The organism is Desulfosporosinus metallidurans, assembly GCF_001936615.1.
GTDB classification, from domain to species: domain Bacteria; phylum Bacillota; class Desulfitobacteriia; order Desulfitobacteriales; family Desulfitobacteriaceae; genus Desulfosporosinus; species Desulfosporosinus metallidurans.
Window position 1 is genome coordinate 69,717 of sequence record NZ_MLBF01000004.1, and the last position, 20,248, is coordinate 89,964.

The 20,248-nt window shown below is 42.7% G+C and carries 23 protein-coding genes; 4 read left to right on the forward strand and 19 right to left on the reverse strand.

Annotated elements, in window-relative coordinates; all coding sequences use genetic code 11:
* The gene (locus tag DSOL_RS04315) at positions 1–1,746 is read right to left on the reverse strand and encodes a methyl-accepting chemotaxis protein (RefSeq protein WP_235838683.1); all 1,746 of its coding nucleotides are present in this window, start codon (positions 1,744–1,746) and stop codon (positions 1–3) included.
* A 308-nt stretch (positions 1,747–2,054) separates the two neighbouring features.
* On the opposite strand from DSOL_RS04315, the gene DSOL_RS04320 reads away from it, so the two are divergent.
* Together DSOL_RS04320 and DSOL_RS04325 are read left to right on the forward strand one after the other, a co-directional pair.
* On the forward strand, positions 2,055–2,435 hold the full coding sequence (locus tag DSOL_RS04320; protein WP_075363655.1) for a RidA family protein: 381 nt from the start codon (positions 2,055–2,057) through the stop codon (positions 2,433–2,435).
* 203 nt (positions 2,436–2,638) lie between these two features.
* Positions 2,639–3,154, forward strand: coding sequence for a hypothetical protein (locus DSOL_RS04325; protein WP_075363656.1), 516 nt, complete (start codon positions 2,639–2,641; stop codon positions 3,152–3,154).
* A gap of 103 nt (positions 3,155–3,257) precedes the next feature.
* Here DSOL_RS04325 and DSOL_RS04330 read toward each other — a convergent pair whose 3' ends face one another.
* On the reverse strand, positions 3,258–3,686 hold the full coding sequence (locus DSOL_RS04330; RefSeq protein WP_075363657.1) for a universal stress protein: 429 nt from the start codon (positions 3,684–3,686) through the stop codon (positions 3,258–3,260).
* A gap of 250 nt (positions 3,687–3,936) precedes the next feature.
* Between DSOL_RS04330 and DSOL_RS04335 the strand changes: the two genes are divergently transcribed.
* On the forward strand, positions 3,937–4,458 hold the full coding sequence (locus DSOL_RS04335; protein ID WP_075363658.1) for a ferritin: 522 nt from the start codon (positions 3,937–3,939) through the stop codon (positions 4,456–4,458).
* A gap of 109 nt (positions 4,459–4,567) precedes the next feature.
* Here the strand turns inward: DSOL_RS04335 and DSOL_RS04340 are convergent, their stop codons facing one another.
* A complete protein-coding gene (locus DSOL_RS04340; protein ID WP_075363659.1) occupies positions 4,568–4,996 on the reverse strand; it encodes a universal stress protein in 429 nt (142 codons plus the stop codon).
* A gap of 393 nt (positions 4,997–5,389) precedes the next feature.
* Here DSOL_RS04340 and DSOL_RS04345 point away from each other — a divergent pair, with 393 nt between their 5' ends.
* Positions 5,390–5,650 (forward strand): hypothetical protein, encoded by a 261-nt coding sequence (locus tag DSOL_RS04345; RefSeq protein WP_075363660.1) that lies wholly within the window; start codon positions 5,390–5,392, stop codon positions 5,648–5,650.
* A 74-nt stretch (positions 5,651–5,724) separates the two neighbouring features.
* Here the strand turns inward: DSOL_RS04345 and DSOL_RS04350 are convergent, their stop codons facing one another.
* The 16 genes from DSOL_RS04350 to DSOL_RS04420 all read right to left on the reverse strand — a co-directional run bounded on the left by DSOL_RS04350 (position 5,725) and on the right by DSOL_RS04420 (position 20,179).
* Positions 5,725–6,678: a DUF2935 domain-containing protein gene (locus DSOL_RS04350; protein WP_075363661.1), complete on the reverse strand. Its 954-nt coding sequence runs from the start codon at positions 6,676–6,678 to the stop codon at positions 5,725–5,727.
* Between the two features lie 300 nt (positions 6,679–6,978).
* A complete protein-coding gene (locus tag DSOL_RS04355) occupies positions 6,979–7,410 on the reverse strand; it encodes a hypothetical protein (RefSeq protein WP_075363662.1) in 432 nt (143 codons plus the stop codon).
* A 67-nt stretch (positions 7,411–7,477) separates the two neighbouring features.
* Positions 7,478–8,932: an FTR1 family iron permease gene (locus tag DSOL_RS04360; protein ID WP_075363663.1), complete on the reverse strand. Its 1,455-nt coding sequence runs from the start codon at positions 8,930–8,932 to the stop codon at positions 7,478–7,480.
* Positions 8,933–9,190: 258 nt separating this feature from the next.
* On the reverse strand, positions 9,191–9,328 hold the full coding sequence (locus DSOL_RS27830) for a hypothetical protein (protein ID WP_170871440.1): 138 nt from the start codon (positions 9,326–9,328) through the stop codon (positions 9,191–9,193).
* A gap of 145 nt (positions 9,329–9,473) precedes the next feature.
* Positions 9,474–9,719 carry a thioredoxin family protein gene (locus DSOL_RS04365; RefSeq protein ID WP_075363664.1) on the reverse strand — a complete coding sequence of 82 codons (246 nt, stop codon included), beginning with the start codon at positions 9,717–9,719 and terminating at the stop codon, positions 9,474–9,476.
* Between the two features lie 30 nt (positions 9,720–9,749).
* On the reverse strand, positions 9,750–10,082 hold the full coding sequence (locus tag DSOL_RS04370) for an ArsR/SmtB family transcription factor (protein WP_075363665.1): 333 nt from the start codon (positions 10,080–10,082) through the stop codon (positions 9,750–9,752).
* A 102-nt stretch (positions 10,083–10,184) separates the two neighbouring features.
* Positions 10,185–10,715, reverse strand: coding sequence for a DUF2179 domain-containing protein (locus DSOL_RS04375; RefSeq protein WP_207649599.1), 531 nt, complete (start codon positions 10,713–10,715; stop codon positions 10,185–10,187).
* A 221-nt stretch (positions 10,716–10,936) separates the two neighbouring features.
* Positions 10,937–11,602, reverse strand: a complete 666-nt coding sequence (locus DSOL_RS04380) for a TorD/DmsD family molecular chaperone (RefSeq protein WP_075363667.1) — start codon at positions 11,600–11,602, stop codon at positions 10,937–10,939.
* A 12-nt stretch (positions 11,603–11,614) separates the two neighbouring features.
* The gene (locus DSOL_RS04385) at positions 11,615–14,425 is read right to left on the reverse strand and encodes a molybdopterin-dependent oxidoreductase (RefSeq protein ID WP_075363668.1); all 2,811 of its coding nucleotides are present in this window, start codon (positions 14,423–14,425) and stop codon (positions 11,615–11,617) included.
* Position 14,426: 1 nt separating this feature from the next.
* Positions 14,427–15,593: an NrfD/PsrC family molybdoenzyme membrane anchor subunit gene (gene nrfD / locus DSOL_RS04390; RefSeq protein WP_075363669.1), complete on the reverse strand. Its 1,167-nt coding sequence runs from the start codon at positions 15,591–15,593 to the stop codon at positions 14,427–14,429.
* Positions 15,593–16,189, reverse strand: a complete 597-nt coding sequence (gene dsrO, locus DSOL_RS04395) for a sulfate reduction electron transfer complex DsrMKJOP subunit DsrO (protein ID WP_075363670.1) — start codon at positions 16,187–16,189, stop codon at positions 15,593–15,595. Before dsrO ends, nrfD begins: the two co-directional genes overlap by 1 nt.
* Positions 16,190–16,578: 389 nt before the next feature.
* Positions 16,579–16,884: a type II toxin-antitoxin system RelE/ParE family toxin gene (locus tag DSOL_RS04400; RefSeq protein ID WP_075363671.1), complete on the reverse strand. Its 306-nt coding sequence runs from the start codon at positions 16,882–16,884 to the stop codon at positions 16,579–16,581.
* Positions 16,865–17,140 (reverse strand): type II toxin-antitoxin system Phd/YefM family antitoxin, encoded by a 276-nt coding sequence (locus DSOL_RS04405; RefSeq protein WP_075363672.1) that lies wholly within the window; start codon positions 17,138–17,140, stop codon positions 16,865–16,867. Before DSOL_RS04405 ends, DSOL_RS04400 begins: the two co-directional genes overlap by 20 nt.
* Positions 17,141–17,244: 104 nt before the next feature.
* Positions 17,245–17,814 (reverse strand): rhodanese-like domain-containing protein, encoded by a 570-nt coding sequence (locus DSOL_RS26660; RefSeq protein ID WP_083642301.1) that lies wholly within the window; start codon positions 17,812–17,814, stop codon positions 17,245–17,247.
* Between the two features lie 146 nt (positions 17,815–17,960).
* A complete protein-coding gene (locus DSOL_RS04415; protein ID WP_075363673.1) occupies positions 17,961–18,620 on the reverse strand; it encodes a response regulator transcription factor in 660 nt (219 codons plus the stop codon).
* Between the two features lie 41 nt (positions 18,621–18,661).
* Positions 18,662–20,179, reverse strand: coding sequence for a HAMP domain-containing sensor histidine kinase (locus DSOL_RS04420; protein ID WP_235838684.1), 1,518 nt, complete (start codon positions 20,177–20,179; stop codon positions 18,662–18,664).
* Positions 20,180–20,248: the final 69 nt, after the last annotated feature.

The window sequence follows — 20,248 nt, forward strand, 5'->3', positions numbered from 1 at the left end:
CTAACTGTTAAATTTATCGATGGATTGCTGTAATTCTTTAGCTAATTGTGATAATCCCCCGCTGGCATTAGCGATCTCGATCATTGAAGCTGTTTGCTCTTCTGAAGCAGCGGAGACTTGCTGCGTACTAGCCGCATTTTCTTCTGCAATACGAGCTAAGGTTTTCAAAATCTCCGTGATTTGGTCTTTTTTCTTTTCCATTTCTTGCCCTGAACTATTTAACTTGTTAACAATTGTTTTTGTCTCTTCAATAGCCGAAGCTATGCCCTTGAATCGTTCATCTGTAACTGTGACACTATCTTCTTGTTCTTTGGTAATGACAGAGCTTTTATCAATGATATCAACTGCATTCTGAGAATTGATTTGTAATTCTTTAACGATCTCAGCGATATCTCTGGTTGAATGACTGGATTGTTCTGCTAACTTCCTGATTTCTTCGGCTACAACGGCAAAGCCTCTTCCTGCTTCACCTGCTCGTGCTGCCTCTATGGCCGCATTCAAAGCCAATAAATTGGTTTGATCCGCTACAGCTTGAATCATTTGACTAGCAGAATTGATTTTTTCCGCGCTTTGATTTGTTTTAATGATTCCCTCTTGTATTCGTTCCATATAACGTTCTCTTTCTGCAGTTCTTTCCTTTAGTTCGTTAATGGAGACAGTGCCTTCATTTTTCATTGTTTCTACGGTTTCCGCAGAATGGTTTAACTCAACTAAATACAGTTGATCTTGTTCAATTAAATTTCCTAGCTCGATAATTTGCCTAACGCCGTTCTCCGTATCGCCCGCCTGTTCTGTGGCGGTTCCTGCAATTTGCTCGATCGTTTTTGCGATCTCTTCAACGGCTTTGGCCGACTCTCGAGATATTAAGGTCAGTTCTTGTGATGTGTTAGTAACTTCACTTGCCGTTTCCAAGAGACGGCTCGTTAATTCCTTCTGATTGATATTGGCTGCCTTGATGACTTGTCCAAGTATTCCAAGCTCATCATTTCTTTCCGTCAAAGCTTCTTTGATCTTATCAAGATCGTGTCCCTTATATTTATTTTCATATAAAACAACATCCGTTTGGATTTCTTTGATTTCTTTTAATTCAATATCTACCCCAATTGCCCCCATAAACTTGCCATTAATGATGATCGGCCGCATTATACTCGTCATTAAAATTTTACTGCCATTCAGATCATAAATATAGGGTTCAATAATTGAAACCTTGCGACTTTCCTTAGGGATGGTGTACCATGCTTCAGAATAAACATTCTTAAGAGCTACCACTTCGATAGTTTCGTTTTCCCAATAGACATAAGCAGTAAATTTCCCATTATCATAGTAGTCCGAACTCCTAAAGTTCTCATCTTTGCCATCAAAGGCATTGGGCTCCCAGAAGGTGCTTAGGGAAAGGAGTCCTTTATTCTCCTTTAATAGCTTTTTTTGTAGTTCCAGGAGGGCTGTCCTATCTGTATTACCCGCCTTTTTTAGCGTTATTAACTCATCAAGGAGTTTTTTAGAAACATCGACTCCTCTTTCCAAAACTATGTAATCCCCCATAGATCCCCTCTTTAAGAATTCTATGGCAAAGGCTAATAATTTCAAAGTTAGGCTTGTACGAAATAATATAATAGCCAAGAAACCTACAATGCTTAAAGAGAAAAACATTAACGTAAAATTTGAATTTCTAAACACCAACTCTAATAAAACCATTATTCCGGCATAGGCTAAAGGCAACTTGTTTTGAGAAAAAATTGATTTCAAGAAATTACCCCCTCAAACTCACTAACTAAGCCCCTTCTACTCAGAAAAACATCAATATCTTTTGCCGACATGGCCAGTCTAACGTGCAAATCTGATTAATCTTATAATTTCGACAGGATAAAATAAATTCCTCCTATTTCATAAGAAAATTTCCAATTTCGCCTGATCACGGTACTTTGTCCACCTCAGTCCCGAAAAATTCCACTTCCCTGCTTGGTTATTCCCGCGACATCAGTTATACTGATACTAGTCTTGCCATAGCATAGATGGCACAGAAATTGCATGAAAATCTCAAGGAGGTCGATCCCATGAATAAACAAATCGTAAATACTCAAAACGCACCTGCGGCCATTGGCCCTTATTCCCAAGGAGTTAAGGTAGGAAATCTAATTTTTACATCTGGACAACTTCCTCTAAATCCGCAAAGTGGAGAATTGGTGGCTGATATTGAGGGCGCAACCAAGCAATCCTTAGATAATGTCAAAGCGATTCTAGAATCCGAAGGCGCCAGCATGGATAAAATCGTTAAAACTGTCGTTTTCCTGCGGGACATGAATGACTTTGCTGCGATGAATGCTGTTTACGCCACCTACTTCCCCAGTAACCCACCAGCCCGTTCTGCTGTACAAGTCGCGCGTTTGCCAAAGGACGCTATTGTGGAAATTGAGGCAATTGCTCTTGCCGAATAGTGAATTGGAACATAAAAAGAGCAAGGGGTCCCGTAATGGAACCCCTTGCTCTTTTATATAGTGCTATTTAGCTTTGATTTCTAACCCTTTTGGCAGATTTACAAATCTATATATTTTTTCCTCAATTAGAACATTAATCCAATTATTGCATACCGTGTAGTATGAATCAGATGATTCTACATTTTATATAAGGGGGCTTGCCCATGACATCGTTAAAAGGGCAGCGGAGTTATTATTACCCAACACAACCGAACAGGGTTTCCCCGATTCAGCGCCAAGGAGCTAACCCTGTTCAACCACCAATTCCTTCCCCAGCTTCCCAACCCATGACTCAAACGATGACCCAGCCCATAGTTCAACCCATAACTCCGCCTATAACAAAATCACCGGTCCAATCTGTTACTCCTATTCAGAAGCCCATTCCATCTTCTCCTCAGAATCTTCCCTCTTCCGTTACGACCGGGTCTTCTAACCTCTGGCAACAGCAAGCCGGAGTTCTTATAAAACAATATGGTCCCTCGCTCATCAAACAATTTGGCCCTCACTTGGCCCGTAATGTGGGCTATCCCCTTGCTCAGCGTTTTGGACCTCCTCTAGCACGTAAAGTGGGGATTCCCCTCGCTCAACGTATTGGCGCTCCCCTGGCACGCAAACTAGTTCTTCCTCTCGTTAAACGAGCAGGATTTGCACTTATTCGGCGCCTGGGACTTCCATTCTAAAGTTATTCCCAATTGAAAACTGCTACTTTACTAAAAAAAGCTGTTGACCCATTAAACGTCAACAGCTTTTGCGTTAGTATAGATTAGTAGTGTAAGCTCTCCTCTATTTTACGATCAGAACAGGACACTCTGCTCGTTGGAGGACGCGCTGACTGACACTACCTAGCACAGATCCAGCAATTGGTCCGTAGCCATGACTTCCCATGATGACCAAGTCAATATTTTCTTTTACAGTTTCTTCTAAAATCATGCTTGCAGGGTGTCCTTGCATTTTTTTCTTCTTCAAAGGGACATCAGTTACATCCATTCCCTCAAGTGAAGCTTCTAATGCAAGCTCCCCTCCTTGTTCGATTTGTTCTGGAGGGACTACAAAACTAGAAGCTGCAGCATAACCCCAATACGCCTCCGGGATATACGTAACGAAGAGAAGCTCCACTTCCGCGTGAAATGTCCGGGCCAGTTCCAAAGCAGTTTTTAACGCACGACGCGAATACTCCGACGCATCTGTTGGCACCAATATTTTTTTAAACATAAAAACCCTCCTAAACCATTTTAAGAATCCCAGATTCCTTCCTAAGACACACTAATACATTCTACGCGTAATATTTTAATCCTCCTTGGGAAAGTATTCTTTTCCCATTTTCATTCAAGTTTTAACTTCTATGATAATTATTATAATTATTTTCCCGTAGTTATTTTTTCAGAAGGAACTTCTTAAATGATGTAGAATACATAGTTAGACACTCAAATGCTCATCCTAAAAAAAAGAAGGTGGATTTAAAATGCAAAACGAGAAAATGATTCAAGCTGTCAATGATCAAGTAAATAAAGAACTCTTCTCAGCCTATTTTTATCTTGCCATGCAAGCGTATTTCTCATCCCTCAACCTAGATGGGTTTGCCAATTATTTTCGAGTTCAGGTTCAAGAGGAACGGGATCACGCCTTAGGCTTCTTTAATTATCTCAATAAAATCGGCGGTAAGGTAACTTTTGCCGAAATCCAAAAACCCCAAAGCGAATTTTCCAGTCCGCAGGAAGTCTTCGAACTAGCTTTAAAACACGAGCAATTTGTTACCCAGTCCATTTATTCTCTCATGAACATTGCCCGGGAAATCCAAGATCATACAACCGAGATTTTTCTTCAATGGTATATTACGGAACAGGCGGAAGAAGAGGAAAACATGGGTCGTGTTCTGAACAAACTTAAACTTATAAAAGGAGACGGGGCAGGCCTCTTTATGATCGATAGCGAGCTCGCCCAACGAATCTACACTCCTGCGGTAATTCCCGGGGTAATCATTTAATTCGCATCCCCTTCTACGCAAGTATTTCTTCCTTTCATAGAAAACTTAGCAAAAGGCTGTTGACAAGTTTAAATGTCAACAGCCTTTTCAGCGCGTTCAGTAAAGTTCTTTATTTTACAATAAAAACAGGACACTCCGCTCGTTGGAGGACGCGCTGACTGATACTGCCCAATATAGAGCCTGCAATCGGCCCGTGCCCATGGCTCCCCATTACGACTAAATCTATGTTCTCTTTTTTAACTTCTTCAATAATTATGGTCGCCGGGTGTCCCGATAGTTTCTTCTTCATCAAGAGGACATCCCCCACATCGATCCCTTCAAGTGTGGCCTCTAACGCAAGCTCTCCTCCTCGTTCAATTTCTTGCGTCGGAACTACAAAGCTACGAGCTACATAAGGGTCCCAATATGCTTCCGGGGGGGACATAACAAACAGAAGTTCAATTTCTGCGTGAAATACCCGTGCTAGTTCCAAAGCAGTTTTCAACGCCCGACATGAATACTCCGAGGCATCCGTTGGCACCAATATCTTTTTAAACATAGCTCAACCTCCTAAAATCATTTTAGTTCATTGGACCCCTATGTATACTAGTCTGCTACTCTGTGAGTTTTTTGCCAAAACTGATTATAACTCCTCACAACTGAAGATTAACACTGTGTCCATAATAAGTCAATATGGATACATTAACTTTTTCTATTCCTATTTCGCTAAATATTGAGCTTATATGTCGTATTTACGAGTATTTTGATACCCGTGTGCTTAGCACCTTATTTGGTATAATAAAGTATAAAAACATATATACTCTTTACATAGAACATAAGTTCTGATAAAGTAGTCTTCTAGAGGTCATATGTGCCATACTGGAGGAACCGTTGCAGATGAGGAATATCTGATGAGTGCTCTTGTCCAGTCTGCTTTGAGGAGGATACTTGAATGAAAGTGCTTATGAAACCCATTGAAATGGTCGCCCGTTTTTCTCAAGATGGTACTCCACGTCCTGTCAAATATATGGTTACTTTCGAAGGGGAATCTGTTGTCATTCGAATTGATAAAATCCTTTTTAAAACAGAGGAAAAACTAGCTGGAAATAGAATGATTCTATTCCGCTGCCAAAGCGAGATTAACGGAATACTCAAACTGTTCGAGCTGAAGTATGAATTGAATACATGTCGTTGGTTCCTGTTTAAAATTTAACGAGCTCGTGCTATTTTAAAGGAACTTCAACAGTTGCAGACATTCCAGCCTTTCCTCGTATCATAATGAGGGAACTACTGTGTTACTTCATATAGCTGCAAATCTCGTTTTGACCTAATTAAAATTCTCAAGTAATGATTGGCTTCTCTTAATACATGGTCTGCCAACAGTGGAATAATTATAGATTTTATTTTACATGTTAGTAACCCTTCTGTGCCTGCTGCTTTAAAGTCCCTGAGGGATCGGGTTACCGTGATAGCTTCCCGTGTTAACTGGCCAATATTTGTATTATTTTGTACTCCTTCCGGTACTTTTTGCTCAAGTTTATCAAATCGTCTGGCAAAATCATTGGCCTTAACAATTAGACCGGATTCCGTAGGATCCAGTAGATGGCTAATAAACTGAGCGTGCTCCGCCATTTGCCTATTCCAAAACCTTTCCTCTTCAATAGCTTCGCTTACGAAATCAATAACCAAATGCCTTTGCAAACGTTCTAAATGTTTCATGTAAAAAACCGCTTCTCTCCGGATATGAATTAATAAAAGAGGAAAATTAAACGTGAACAATCTACATTGGAGCATTCCTTCCAGTATGTTGGTCTTAAAGTGAATTATAGCATTGGTCAGACCAATAGCTTTTTGATTTAAGACACTGACTTGGGCCTCCAGTTGTATCTGATTTACTCCCGCATCAGGGGTCAGTCTATTTACTTCCGTAGTCATAACCGATTCGATAGGAATACCGGAAAGTTCTTGAGTAATTTGTTCTGCCCGAAGAGTCTTATCCGTTATCCATTCTCCCGAATTAAATGCTTCTCTACTCACAACGCCGTTAGCCAGGATTATAGCCTCTTTTAATACTTCGGTAAATTGGGATTTAAACAGATCTGCTTGCTGAGCATACGATGCATCCTTGCCGACAAACCCAGCCTCTAGAAATATCGAATGTTCTTTCATAATCCGCCCAAAGAAGAGGTGTAATTCCAGTGACTCCCGTACGAAATCGCCTGGTAGCAAAACTCCGTTCAAGCATATCCCTCCCCATTTGTTCTCTGCAATATTTAATTATTGTATGAAGATAATTTATTCCACATATCTTTTAAAAAGACCCCCAGTCGCAAACGCTTGTTAGGTATTGACTCATAGCTTGAGTCAAAGAAAAGCATTTTCTACTGCGATCGGAGTAGTTCTTCCTAATGCTTTACATATATGTAACATCGTTTTTGATACCTGTTGTCACAGAATAGATTGTTATTAGTTGCAGAAAAGCCCCGGCACGCCGAGGCTTTTTACATTGCTCTAAATTCGGTAAATCAATTCAGTAAATCATTATTTCTCCTTTGCTGCTAATTCATTTAATTCTTGGGTTAAATCCCCATTCAATTTTCCAAGAGTTTGTTTGTCCAGAGGGCTTACCTTCGAGCCTGCAATCGTTGGATCAAGAGATTCTTCAATCTTTTTATAAAGATCGGGGTATTTCTGTTTTGCGTCATCCTCAAAGGGTTTCCAAGCATCTTCTAACTGAGGCCCAGTTACCTTAACTTTCGCTTCATCCCCCGCGTCAATAGCCGTTTTCAAATCTGCTGTGATGCTAAGCATCTTTGTCACGCCTGTTTTGATGGCTGAAGGTGTTTGAGTAGATATCCCTTGTTTGGATGTGTCTTGGGATGTTGTTTGACCCGTCTTGGTTGCGCCGCATCCGGCGATAACCACTAAGCTGATTACGAGAGTTGAAGCAAGAATTATACGAGATAATTTCATTGAACTAGCCTCCTAAATATTAACTTTAATCTTCTTAACGTATTTCATACGATTCTTTTGGCAAGTATTATTTGGCATTTATCCGTTTCCAAAGAATGACGGATAGCGCACTAATCACTAAAACAATCTGGGGAAGAGCGCTCTGCCATGATGGATAAAGAGCTAGAAAATCGATATTGGGTATACTCGAAGCAGTTGTGGATGGTAGTGTACCAGCCAATTGCAAACCATGAATCCCCATTCCGGTAAACTTAATACATAAGTAAAAGACGATCACACTAGAAACCATGAAAAAGGGACGGATGGGAAGTTTCAATCCTAAGCGAATCATTAAATAAGCCAGCGCGCCAAGTAAGCCAAATCCGACGATTAAGCCAAGCACAAGTGCTTGCATACTAATTTGATTGACCATACCGATAAAGAACAAGACTGTTTCCGTTCCTTCCCTGAAGACAGCTAGAAAAGAGAGAACCCCCAAAGAAACCATCCGCCCGGTATCCAAAGCAGATTCACTTTTACTGCGGATATACTTTTGCCAATCAGCAACATTGGATTGACTATGCAGCCAATAACTCATGTATAAGAGCATAACAGCTGCAAATATACCGGTCCATCCATTGATCAGGGCATTGTTATTACCGAATGCGCCGGAAGAGAATACATACTTTACAATGATCGCGACAATAACGCTGAGAAGCAGACCTCCTACAACCCCTAGCCAAATCCATCCATTGCCTTTGGTTCGACCGGACTTCTTGACAAAGGCCAGTAAAGCAGCAATCACTAAGAGTGCTTCAAGGCCTTCACGTATTAGGATCATAGCGGCATCCCAAAACGTATACCCAGATTTACTCGCCAGTGGGCTCAAGTAATTAATCATCTGATCCAGCAATTGAATCGCGCCTTGATAATTGGGTGGATTCGCAGAAAGCATCGCATTTACAGTGACCATGTCTCTTTCTGAATTGCTATAAACGGCTGCAGATTGAGCAACTACAACTCCTTCCACGCTTAACCAGGATTCCCGTACTTTTGAAATCTCGCCCAGCGCTGGTTGCTGTTGATGATCTTGGGCTTTGATCTTAGCTTGTTGCAATAGAATGATGAAATCACTCAGTGAAATAGTTTCTTGTTTGAACTGTTGACCCTTGGGAAACTCTCCTCGAATAAATTTCTGATTCACGTTTTTAAGCCCTTGTAAAGCCTGGGTTATGTTCTCTTGTTTAGTTTGGATAAAAGCATAATCCACTTGACCCAAATTGGATTCAATATCTTTATACGCATCTCTAGATTCCTGTTTTACGCCATCTTCAATTTCTCCCCACTTATCGCGAAATTTTTGATAGTTTTGTTTTGCTTCTGATAAATGTCCTTGATTGGTCTCCGTTAAGGCTTGATCGATATAGAGTTCCGCCTTGGCCATGTTATCTGATGCCTGAGTTGAGGCCCACACTTTAACAGGACTAAACGTGATTACCAGTATCGTTAAAATAAGTAATGTGGTTTTAAATCCTCGCATCATTTTCACCTCCTTGAAATCTAATGATTATGATAACTATTCTCATTTAGATTCTATGCTTTAATTCATATTACGTCAATGGTTTTTGTTGGTAATAAGCGAAAGAGTTATTACCTCCTTGGTCAAAGGCCTACCAGCGGGTCCTACATTTTTCCACAATAAAAAGGGTAAAAAAATCCGAGGATATCCCCCGGATTTTCTATATACAAGTATTTCTTGTTACTTGAATTACCCTACCAACCTAATTATTAGGCTTATGATTTAGTCTTGAGTTGGGATCTGCTTGGCCGCTGCGACTGCTTTGGCGAGTGGGCACTCATCGCTGTGTTTGTCCCCACAGTGAAAACACATATCAGCTAAAGCCTCAATTGCTTTTTGTTTTTTCTCTGCATTAAACATTTATAAACCTCCTTGCATTCCTGTATTTTGGTTGACACCTCTTAGACGCAGAAAAGGGCCAATAGGATAGTATAATGGACTTAATTTTTTTAAATGTGAAAAAGTCCCGCCACACTGAAACTTACAGTAGGCGGGACGTTTAAATTTACGCTTTTAGTTCCTTTTCTAGGATCTCAATCATGCGCACCTTATTCGGCACTTTCCCAACCAGCTTAACCACCCCGTTAATCACGAGTGCAGGCGTACTCATGACCCCGTAAGACATAATCTTTTGCATGTCTTCGACCTTTTCAACTTGGGCTTCAATCCCCAGCTGAGCAATACCCTCTTTAGTTACTTTTTCTAATTTCGCACAATTTGAACACCCGGAACCTAAAATTTTAATTTCCAACAGTCTCAACCCCTTTTTCTTGCTACCATCCTAACGTTCAGCAAGATGCCTCATCATAGCTTCCCCTTCTCTAAATTGCTGAGCAAGAATCTTCTGGACATTCTCTAGGATGGTTAATACTTCTGGGTATTTGATACGGTACATTACCCTTAAGCCCACTTTAGTCGATGTAATAATTTGTTGTTTGCGCAAAATACTCAAGTGTTGAGATAAATTTGACTGTTCAACTCCCAAATCCTCGATTAGCTCACAAACGCACACTTCCTCGTTATTCTTCGCTAATCGTTCAAGAATACGTACCCGAGTAGGATGAGCTAAAGCTTTAAAAAAGTCACTCTTCATGGATATGATCTGTTCTTCCATATAAATCCCTCAAATTCTATTTTTATTATACTCTGCCCATGAAGCATTCAATTAATAATATTATAATATATTATTTTGCTTAATTCAAATCCACACTTTCCTTCAAAACGACTTGGGCATTCGTTTAATCCAAAATCCACCTTTGAAGTTTTTCGGTTCAAACGAAATTACAAACGCCTTGGGACAGAACTTATCGAGAATCTCTATCAACTTACGTTCATTACTTCTCTTCGCCAAAACCTGCATCATCAACCGATGCCCATCCTTACCATCGGCTAACCAGGAAGTGACACCGTATCCACATTCCCGTAACTTTGAGGGCAATTCTATTTCCACACAATCTACAGTCACTTGAACCGTCACATATCCTAAAGCTATATACTCCTCAATTCGGCTGCCGATATACACTCCTAATCCAAAACCGATACAGTAAGCTGCTAAATTCCAGGGATTGTCCAAGTTTTTCAGAACCAGCCCTAACCCTGTCATGTAAACAAAAATTTCACCCATAGAAAGAAGCGCTGCCAAAACTCTCTGGCCTTTAATGACAAAAATCATGCGTAGGGTATACAAGGATACATAGACCACGTTAATTCCGATAATGGTAAGTATAATTCCCATAATCTCCTCCATTTTCAACAACCTAGTTCTTTCTTATCTTAGCCTTTATTCTACCTCTTTAAGCTGGACATTGTCACCGCATAAATTAGGATTTCTTTTATTCTACCTATACCATGCGGACACGATGATACTCTACGATCTTCAGGAGAAGCTGGGAAAAGAAAAGAAATGAATAGAACTCCCTAGCGTGCAAACTACCCCCCGATTTACATCGAGGGGTAGTAACGCTTATATTATTCAGTTCGCTCCAAATTATCTGTTAATCCTTCTTTTTCCTCTTCTAAAAAGGCCCGTAACAAATGTGCCATGCCTTGATAGAAATCAGTATCCGCTTTCATCTCTAATACATTCACGAACTCAAAAATCCACGAATTGAGATGAGCCTGAAAAAACTCTACTTGCCATTCTTGCAGCCGTTTCTTATCCTCAACCTCTTGTGCTAGACTGGTACGGCGACAAAGCTCGGCCATAAAGAAGAGCTCGAGGGCGATATGATCCGGAATGAGATCCCAGCCCTCGGCAAAGACAATCTCCCATTCCTTTAAAATACGATGCATATCCTGAGCTGGTTCTTGCCACAGCCGCCCATACGTGCCATCAATATTGCGATGGGTATAGCATGACTCATAGGGAAACGTGAGCTTTGATCCCGGCACATTTAACAACGCATCATAGTCAAGTTGAAGTTCTTCAAAGTATCCGGGATCCGTTTCTGCTCTTTTTAAGGCTTTTAAGAGTTGATCCTTGCCTGAAACGTCGGGTAGCCCCATTTGAAGTTTCTCACGAAAACTTGGATTTAACCACGAATCATCGACTTTGCGAGCTAAGGCTCCTGCAAATAAATTGTATAGCACTGCACGTGTTGCCGACTCGTTCAGAAAATCCGTCGTCTGAGCCATTGATTCACCTTCTTAGACTTTTTCAACTTTCACACGGGAGTCATAAAAAGAACAGCTTCCACCAATCTTATCTTCGAGGCAGACATTTCCGATCGAATCGTCAACTCGCATAGCATAGTTAATGTTTACCCCTTTGCCGCGCTTCGAATCTCCTGGAACATTTTTACCGTCAATGACAGCATCAGCCGCGCCATAGTTCCAGTGGCCATAGCCAACGCTAGCGATTACTACCCCTGGTCGCACACCCGGGCGCAAGCGGACTTTCCCTTTAACTCCATCTTTATTACTAGGTCCACTCACTTTAACTAAGTCGCCATCGTTTAGCCCGAGTTTTTGCCCATCTTCATTATTCATCTCCACAAAGTTCTCAGGTTGAATCTCCGTTAGCCAGGGTGCTGAAATGGTTCTACTATGCGTTTGGAACGCTTGTTTGTAAGTGGTGGCAATAAAGGGGTACCCGTCATCCTTAATTTCTTGGTCCTTAGCATCCCTCACCGGATAGTATGCGGGAATGCCATCGAAGGTTTTACCCGTCATGGAATCTTTGGTCGTCGCTACTTTTTCGGCGTAAATAGTACATAGGCTAGCTACTTTACTTTTCATCATGAGTCCCTCATAGGCCCCACCTGCATCAAAAACTCCGCCCCGATCAAGGATATATTTAACTTGAGATTCTTCAGTAACACCTGGTATTTTTCCATATTGGCTCGCAAAGTTAGCTACCAATTTCAAATACCAATCTTCTTCCTTATTGAGCGGCATCCCCGCCCCAAAACCATTATCTCCAAACCCGGAAAGGTTCATTCTCTTAGCTAGGTCAATGCAGATGTTTTCCAGTGACTTTGTTTGGGGCAAAACATGCGTCATGGGTTGACGAACGTCAGCCACTAACCCCAAAATCGTCGGTGGGGCCCCTAAAGCATTCCATTGTTCCATATAAGTGACCTCGGGCAGGATATAATCAGCATACATAGAAGTATCTCCAATGACAATATCCGTTGAAATGAAGAGTGGTATTTTCTTGGTATCCTTAAAACCGGCAATTACTCGGTCTTTCATCCCAGGTATAGCATAAGCGGGTGTTCCCATGTGCAACCAAAGTATCTTCGCGGGATAAGGATACCCATCGATCACTCCTGCCACAACCTCTTGGTAAACATCCTTGGTTAAGGGAAACCAAGGGCGTTTGGCAGGATAGCCATTTTTCTTGAATTCGGTGGAATCTTCATAGTTTGCCTGTTCCCGCGAAATCCGAATTCCCTTTGGCTTAATCGCACCCGCATGAAGTTTAGCCACTTGGTATTTTCCGTTCTTATCTCCCATATAACTCAGGGTGGTTCCACCCGCTTGATACCCGCCACGATGGTCAACATTACCTACTAAGAGGTTCAAGATACACACAGCTCGACCTGCTTGAAATCCGTTCGTGTGCTGTACTGGGCCTCGATAAAAATCTGCCACAGCAAGCTTCCCGTAAGATGAGAATTGATCGGCAACCCGAACAATTTGTTCTTTGGGGACCCCACAAATCTTTGCATAGTCGTCAAGACTTTTTTCCTTGGCACCTTCCGTTAAAAGCTGGAAGGACGTTTTACAGGCTATTCCATTAATCGTCGCTTCTCCGAGCAAGTCTCCGGCATCGGCTTTCCCTGCTAACGTCGCGACTCCGGCGACTAAAACGACGTAGTCATCTTTAGTTCCTCCAAGCCCCGCTTCATCTCCACGCAAATATTTTCCATTATCCTTGCGCACCAAATAGGTGGCGTCCGACCAGCTCGATTCTCCTTTTTTTGCAGCGGCATCTTTAGAAGGCGCTTCTAAGAACGATTGATCATAGCGTTTGTTATCGATAATCCATTGGATTATTCCTAGGGCTAGAGCAGCATCCGTTCCGGGTAGGACAGGAACCCATTCATCGGATTTAGAGGCACTCACGGAAAAACGCGGGTCCACCGTAATCAACTTACCCTTATTTAGTTTGAAATTAGCTAATTTACGGCTTAACCCGTTCATCGGGAAATTTGCTTCCCCATAGTTGGCTCCGAAATTGAGTATGAGCTTGGAGTTTTCAAAATCAGGCTTCAGATGCCCCTTGCCCGCAAAGGTAAAGGAAGTAGCAATATGATGGCTCTGTTCACAAACCGTCGTGTGTTCGAACCAGTTAATCGAGCCGAAAGAATTATTCACAAAACGTTTTACAAGCTCAGAACGACTATTCTCAATCCGTCCTGCTAAGAAGACAAATTGATTCGCTTTGGGACCCAGCTCCGGAGCTTCCGGATCGATCGGGGTATTTAAATCGTTAACGGCTTTAAGTCCCTCGACATTCCCTTCTCCAAAAAGGTTCCCGCCTTCAATAATTTCCTTATACGCTTGATCCCAACTAATCGCCTGCCACTTATTCTCTCCCCGTTTGCCTGCTCGTTTTAAAGGTTGTTGAACCCTTAGTGGATCATAAAGTAGTTGCAAACCGGCTTGCCCACGAGGGCAAAGTCTCCCTGCTGACTTGCGGGCTTCTTTCGGATCAGTATCATATTTAAGAGGAGTATCCGTTGACATCTGGCTATAGGGATTGCCATCTAACTTAATAACCACGCCGTCTTTAATTTTGCCTCTTAAACTACAGTCGCTGCGACATCCTAAGCAGGTCGAATAGACAAAGCTTACGCTGGGGTCAGTATCGAGTGCATCTTCGGCCGGAGAACCATTTTTCCAGCTTGGAATCCCTTTGGGCATAGTATCCGCGAACACCATAGGTGCAACAGCCATCGTTACGCCAAAAGCAGCAGCACCCTGGAGAAACTTTCTACGTGTTGTTTCCATCTTATTGTGCAACCCCCTTCGTGGTTGGAGTGGATTTGATTTCCTGTGCGCCAGGGCGATTCATGGGCAGAACCGTATAGAAGAACGTCAATACCGCCGTAGCCGCCACTGCTATACCTATCACAATTCCAATATCTCGCCCAGAAGCAACATACTCGACAATTTTGCTTCCCGTAAGTGGTAATTTTTGACCACCGATCACGAGGTTTATCCGCATGGCCAGCACTCCGATAATCGTGAGAAGAGAAGCAGTCACCACCGCCGGGAGACTTTGGCGGGCTTTTTTAGAGAGTAGAATTAAGAAAGGAACAAGCATCCCGAGAACGTTTTCTAGGCCTAAGAAACTCCATCCTTCGCTATGCAAGAGGAAATACCCGGCAGCATACCCAGATTCGGAGGAATACCAGAGAACAATAAAGTAAATAATCATGAGGCTACCATCAACCAAAATGAACCATTTCATGAGATTGGCAATGTCCGCAATTAAAGATTTTATATCATCGTTTAAACGGCCAAATTTAAACTTCTCCACAAGCATCACAACAATGATAAACAATCCTGTGCCTGAAACCATGGCCGACATCAGGAAAATAATCGGCATGAGCGGCGTATGCCAAATGGCGCGAGCTTGCACATTGCCTAAAATAAATCCCGTATACCCGTGAACTGCCAAAGCAAGTGGAACCCCAAGAGTTCCGAAAAACTTAGCTTGTTTTTTGTCATTTTCTTTAGACGCTTCGGACATATCCGTTTTACCAAAGAGCAAAAAGCGGTAGAGGGATGCTTTAAAGCCGCCTTGGTTTAAACCCTTCACGAAGTCCTGACGGAAAAGAAACCAAGCATAAATCATGAGGCAAACCGGATAAAGAATGAGAAGATAAACTCCCCAAGACATCGCCGACGTGAGATGAACATGTGTGAAAAGATTGATGAACCTCCCCGGCTGAGATAGGTCAAAGAGAAGGTGCAGGGGAGCAAAGAGCAGCAAGACAATCGCCATGATAACCCCAACTTTGGACACCTTTTTATACTTTTCAATCCCGAAAACCGTCCCCAAACTTGTTAATATGAAAGAGCCTGCGCTCATCCCAGTGTAGTAGAAATACAAAGCAATGAGTAATCCCCAGTAGATTTCATGGGGCACGTCAAAGAAATGAACAGTCAGCATCAATTCTCACCCCCGACGATTTTTAGCAGATTTGGACGCAATGACTTTTCATCCGCTCCAATGTAGTAGGTTTGCGGACGATTATTCGTTTCTGGCTTGCTCACCGTCACAGCCTGTGTGGCGAGTAATTTAGACACTTCACTATTAGGATCATTTAAGTCCCCAAAGAAACGAGCGCCCCCAATGCACGTGTTAACACAAGCCGGCAGAAGGCCCACCTCTACTCGCTCATGACAGTAGGTACATTTTTCAGCCGTTTTACGCTCTGGATTAATAAACCGAGCATCATATGGGCACGCCGCAATACAATACCCACACCCGATACAACGATCATAATCGACAAGCACTGTTCCGTCTTCAAGTTGGTAGGTGGCCTTAACGGGACAAACATTGAGGCAGGATGGATTCTCGCAGTGATTGCAAAGGCGAGGCAACCGATGGCGGGAAACATTCGGAAATTTCCCCGTCTCTAACTCCTCGACCCAAGACCTATTGACACCCAGCGGCACATTGTTCTCACTTTTGCAGGCCACTGTGCACGCGTGACAGCCTACACACTTGCGCAGGTCAATCACCATGGCATACCGTTTTCCCATGGTCTCATCTCCTTATTGTTATAAGTGCTTGCCACCTTCGCCAAATACGGGCAGGCGCCTGATTTGTTCTTCGGCACCCTATCGGTCTTAACAGCCTTACTTACAGCCTGGGCTCTCAAGACTCGGAGGCAGGTGAATTCTTCACCTGCCTCCATCTTATAGCAGGATTAATCCTGCATATAGCGGGATTATTCCTAAACCTACTTCTCTTTATCCCTATATAAAATCAAGTCCCTGTCAGGATTCTCCTGACATTTCAAACGGAGGAAAACGGGGGACAGGGAGAAACGGGGGGACAGGTACGTTGTTTTCAGATAATGAAAACAACGTACCTGTCCCCCCGTTTCCGTTTGCCTGTCCCTCCGTTTTTCCCACAGCTAACGTTCCCACTAAAGTAAAAACTTATAGTCTCTTTTTCCGCTAATAATACGCCGGATTTCTACCATCTCATTATTCAGCAAAACGTAAAACACCAAGTAGCTATCGACTATCAAAATACGATAACCTTGCCGTGTTAGTCTTCGATTTTTTGGCGTTGTGCCGGTCAGTGGGAAATCCTCAAGCATTAAAATGCCCTGTTCAATATTTTCAGCCAATTTAAGTGCGACAGCAGGATTGTCGCTTGCTATATAATCAACAATTTCGGCCAGATCCTGTTCTGCAGCCTCTGTGATACTAATTAGATGCTTTGGCATGGATGCGGCACCTTATGTCTACCATAACATCGCGGAACGGGCGGCGTTTTCCGGCACGGCTTTGTTCTTCGGCCTCGTCCAGCTTTTCATAAAGGTCTAATAGGGCTTGCTGTTCCTCAAAGAGCTGCTGACTCATGATGACTAAATGTCCGTTGCCGTTCTTGGTGATAAAAACAGGTATTTGCTCATTTATACAAATTTCTTCGATCTCAGGGGTCTTGTTCCTCAAATCTGAAACAGGACGGATTACTGGCATATCGCTCACCTCACCCTTAATAATATATCATTATTATATCACTATTTTGACAAAATAAATACCTTTTGTTCTTTGTTTGCTGCTATTGTGCTAACAATTTCCTCCTAGCACCCTCCAATACTCTCCGTGACCTCTCCACTTCCTAAGCTTTTCCATTGCTCCATTCCGCCCACGAGAACCTTCAAGTGTTGCGGGTCATATCCTTTACCTACCAGAGTTTGCCAAGCAGAAAAGGCTCGCACTCCCGTGAGGCAAATGAGAATAACATCTCTATCTTTGTCTATTTTAGTTATTTGAGTTTCTACCGACCCCAACGGAATATTGATAGCCTGAGGAACATGCCCCGTCGCAAACTCACTGCGTTCACGTACATCGACAATCTGCCAGTTTTTTTTCGTTTTAATCCCTTCATCCAATTGACTGGCCGAAATCATAGATTCCGCGGTTAACGTCTTAGGAGGAGAGGCTTCCGAACCAGTGGTCGAATTCTCAGAAGTATTAAGTGTCAGGTTTCCCGACTTTCCTGAAGACACTTCTTGTTTTCCCGCAGTTCCTGCCGAAGATGTGCCCGAGGGCGAATTTGTAGTTCTAGGAGTTCCGCATCCCGCGATAAACACTGCTATAAGTAAACCAAAACTTAACGCTCGCATTATTCGGGTAACGTTACTTAACAATCTCGAACCCTCCCTGTCGTAAACTCCATTAACTAACTTCCCAGACTCCGACTTCTAGCGAGTCTATCCATAAAAAGTTTCTCGATTAAAACATACCCTTTCTTGTCCTCTTTGCCAATTAGGAAAAAACCTGACACGTGTCAGGTTTAACCGTTAATAATCCCATTTTCCATGGCGTACCGTACAAGTTCAGCACGTTTTCGCAAATCAAGCTTCTCCATCACTCGGGTTTTATACGTTTCCACTGTTTTTACACTAATATGAAGGAATTCGGCAATTTCTTGGTTCGTATGCCCAAGTGCCAAGTACTTAAGAACTTCTCGTTCTCTCTCGCTCAGTCCTTTTTCCTTCTTATCTTTGTTGCCTGATGTTTGCGGACCGACCATCTGATAAAGCAAGGTCGCAGCCATAGGGGGATAAATATAAAGTTCTCCCCGAGAAACCGTTCGGATGGCTGAGAGCAATTCCACATCCGCAGCCTTTTTCAGAACATATCCTTTCCCTCCTGCTCGGATGACAGCTTTCATATATTCTTCATCATCATGCATTGTCAAAACCAAAATCTTCGTCGTCGGATACTTCTCTAAGATACGTTCAATACACTCTAAACCACTGAGCTTGGGCATGGTTAGATCAAGCAACACTAAATCAGGCTGAGTCTTCTCCACCATCTCAACCACTTCTTCCCCGTCGGCTGCCTCACCCACAACCTCAATATCATTTTCAAGATTCAATAAAACTCGTAGCCCCGCTCTCAGTACGGCATGATCGTCCCCGAGTAGAATTCTCAGTTTCTTTTCAGACATGAAACTCCTTCTTTCTTTGCCCTTAATTCATATAAGTCCAACTATACTTCAGAGGGAGTAATTTCTCTGAATGAGTTTCCTTTATCTGGTATCTTAATGAAAACGGTTGTTCCTTTTCCCTTTTGAGACTCGATCTTAAAGGTCCCCCCTAGTAAAGCAGCCCGCTCTTGCATCCCAAAAAGTCCAAGTCCCCGTCCGGGTTGCACGACCGTTTGATGAGGGTCAAACCCTTGTCCGTTGTCTTCAACAATAGCAGAAACCAAATCTTCCCGCCAATCCAGCAACACGGAAATCATACTGGCCTCAGCATATTTAGCGACATTGGTTAAGGCCTCTTGAACTATACGGTAAAGCGCCACCTCAATTACAGCGGAAACACGCTGCTCTTGAAACCCCGTGACATTAAAATCAACTTCCGTCCCAAATTTAGTTTCATATTCCCGGATGTAACGTTCTAAAGCTGGCACCAACCCCATGTCATCTAGGACACTGGGCCGAAGTTCCCGTGCTAAGTGATGCACTTCTTCCAACGTCTGCGCAACGGTCTGGCGCATTTCTTGCAATCGATCCCCCACAGCACAAAAAGAGGCTTCAGACTCTAGAACCTTTAATCCTACCATTAAGGAAGTTAACGCCTGACTTGTTTCGTCATGAAGCTCTCGCGAAATGCGCTTTCGTTCTTCTTCTTGGGCTGTCATAACTTTTTCCAAGAGTTGAAGACGCATCTCCTCTTTTTCCCTGAGTTCAACCATCAAATCCTCACGTTCACGATGATTCTGACTCAAGGATTCCGTCATTTGATTGAACGCTTCTGTCAAAACCCCAATTTCATCTTGAGAATGAACCATCCCCTGAACATCCAGTTCCCCTTGCGTTACTCGTTGGGTTAAGGATACTAACTCACGGATCGGCTGGGTTAGAACACGAGTTAGCAAGACTGCAGCGATAATCCCCAGAGCGGACACAAAAAGCGCAATCAGTAGAAGGTTCCAGGTCATCAGGAGCACCGCTTTTTGTAACCCATTTTCATCCATTCCGATCCGTGCTACCCCTAATTTCCCGTTCAAGATAGGCACAGCAACATCACGAACGACCCCTACTTCTGTACGGAAAACCGTCAAATGATACTTATCGGCTCCAGCCACAGCATTCGCTTTCAGTAGTTCTTTAGGAAACGCCTCGCCAAACGTATGCGCCAAGACATTCCCTTGCGGATCCACAATAAACAGATACAAGACATCCTCATTGTTCTTGAGCGTGTTTTGCAGTAATTCATAGACAGAATAAGCATTATTGATTAAGAGCTCATTGGTAGCTCTTGCCGCGACATCACTCCCGATCGAAACTGCCCTCTTGTCGAGTTGATCTCGCAAATTGTTCGTTAAGATATTTCCCATCTGCCAAACAATCATGCTACTCAAAAGAAGCACAACCCCAACGACTAGGCCTAGGATTTTATACTGCACTCGGACATGTCTGAGTTGCTCCTTGATATAATTGACAAAGGGATTTCTCATGCTTTTTTCACTTATACGTTTAATTCTTGACTTCAATGTCATAAGAATCCTCTTTCTCGCTAACTTTAATGACTAACTGCCAATTGGAAAATTCTTAGAGTGTGTCTCCTA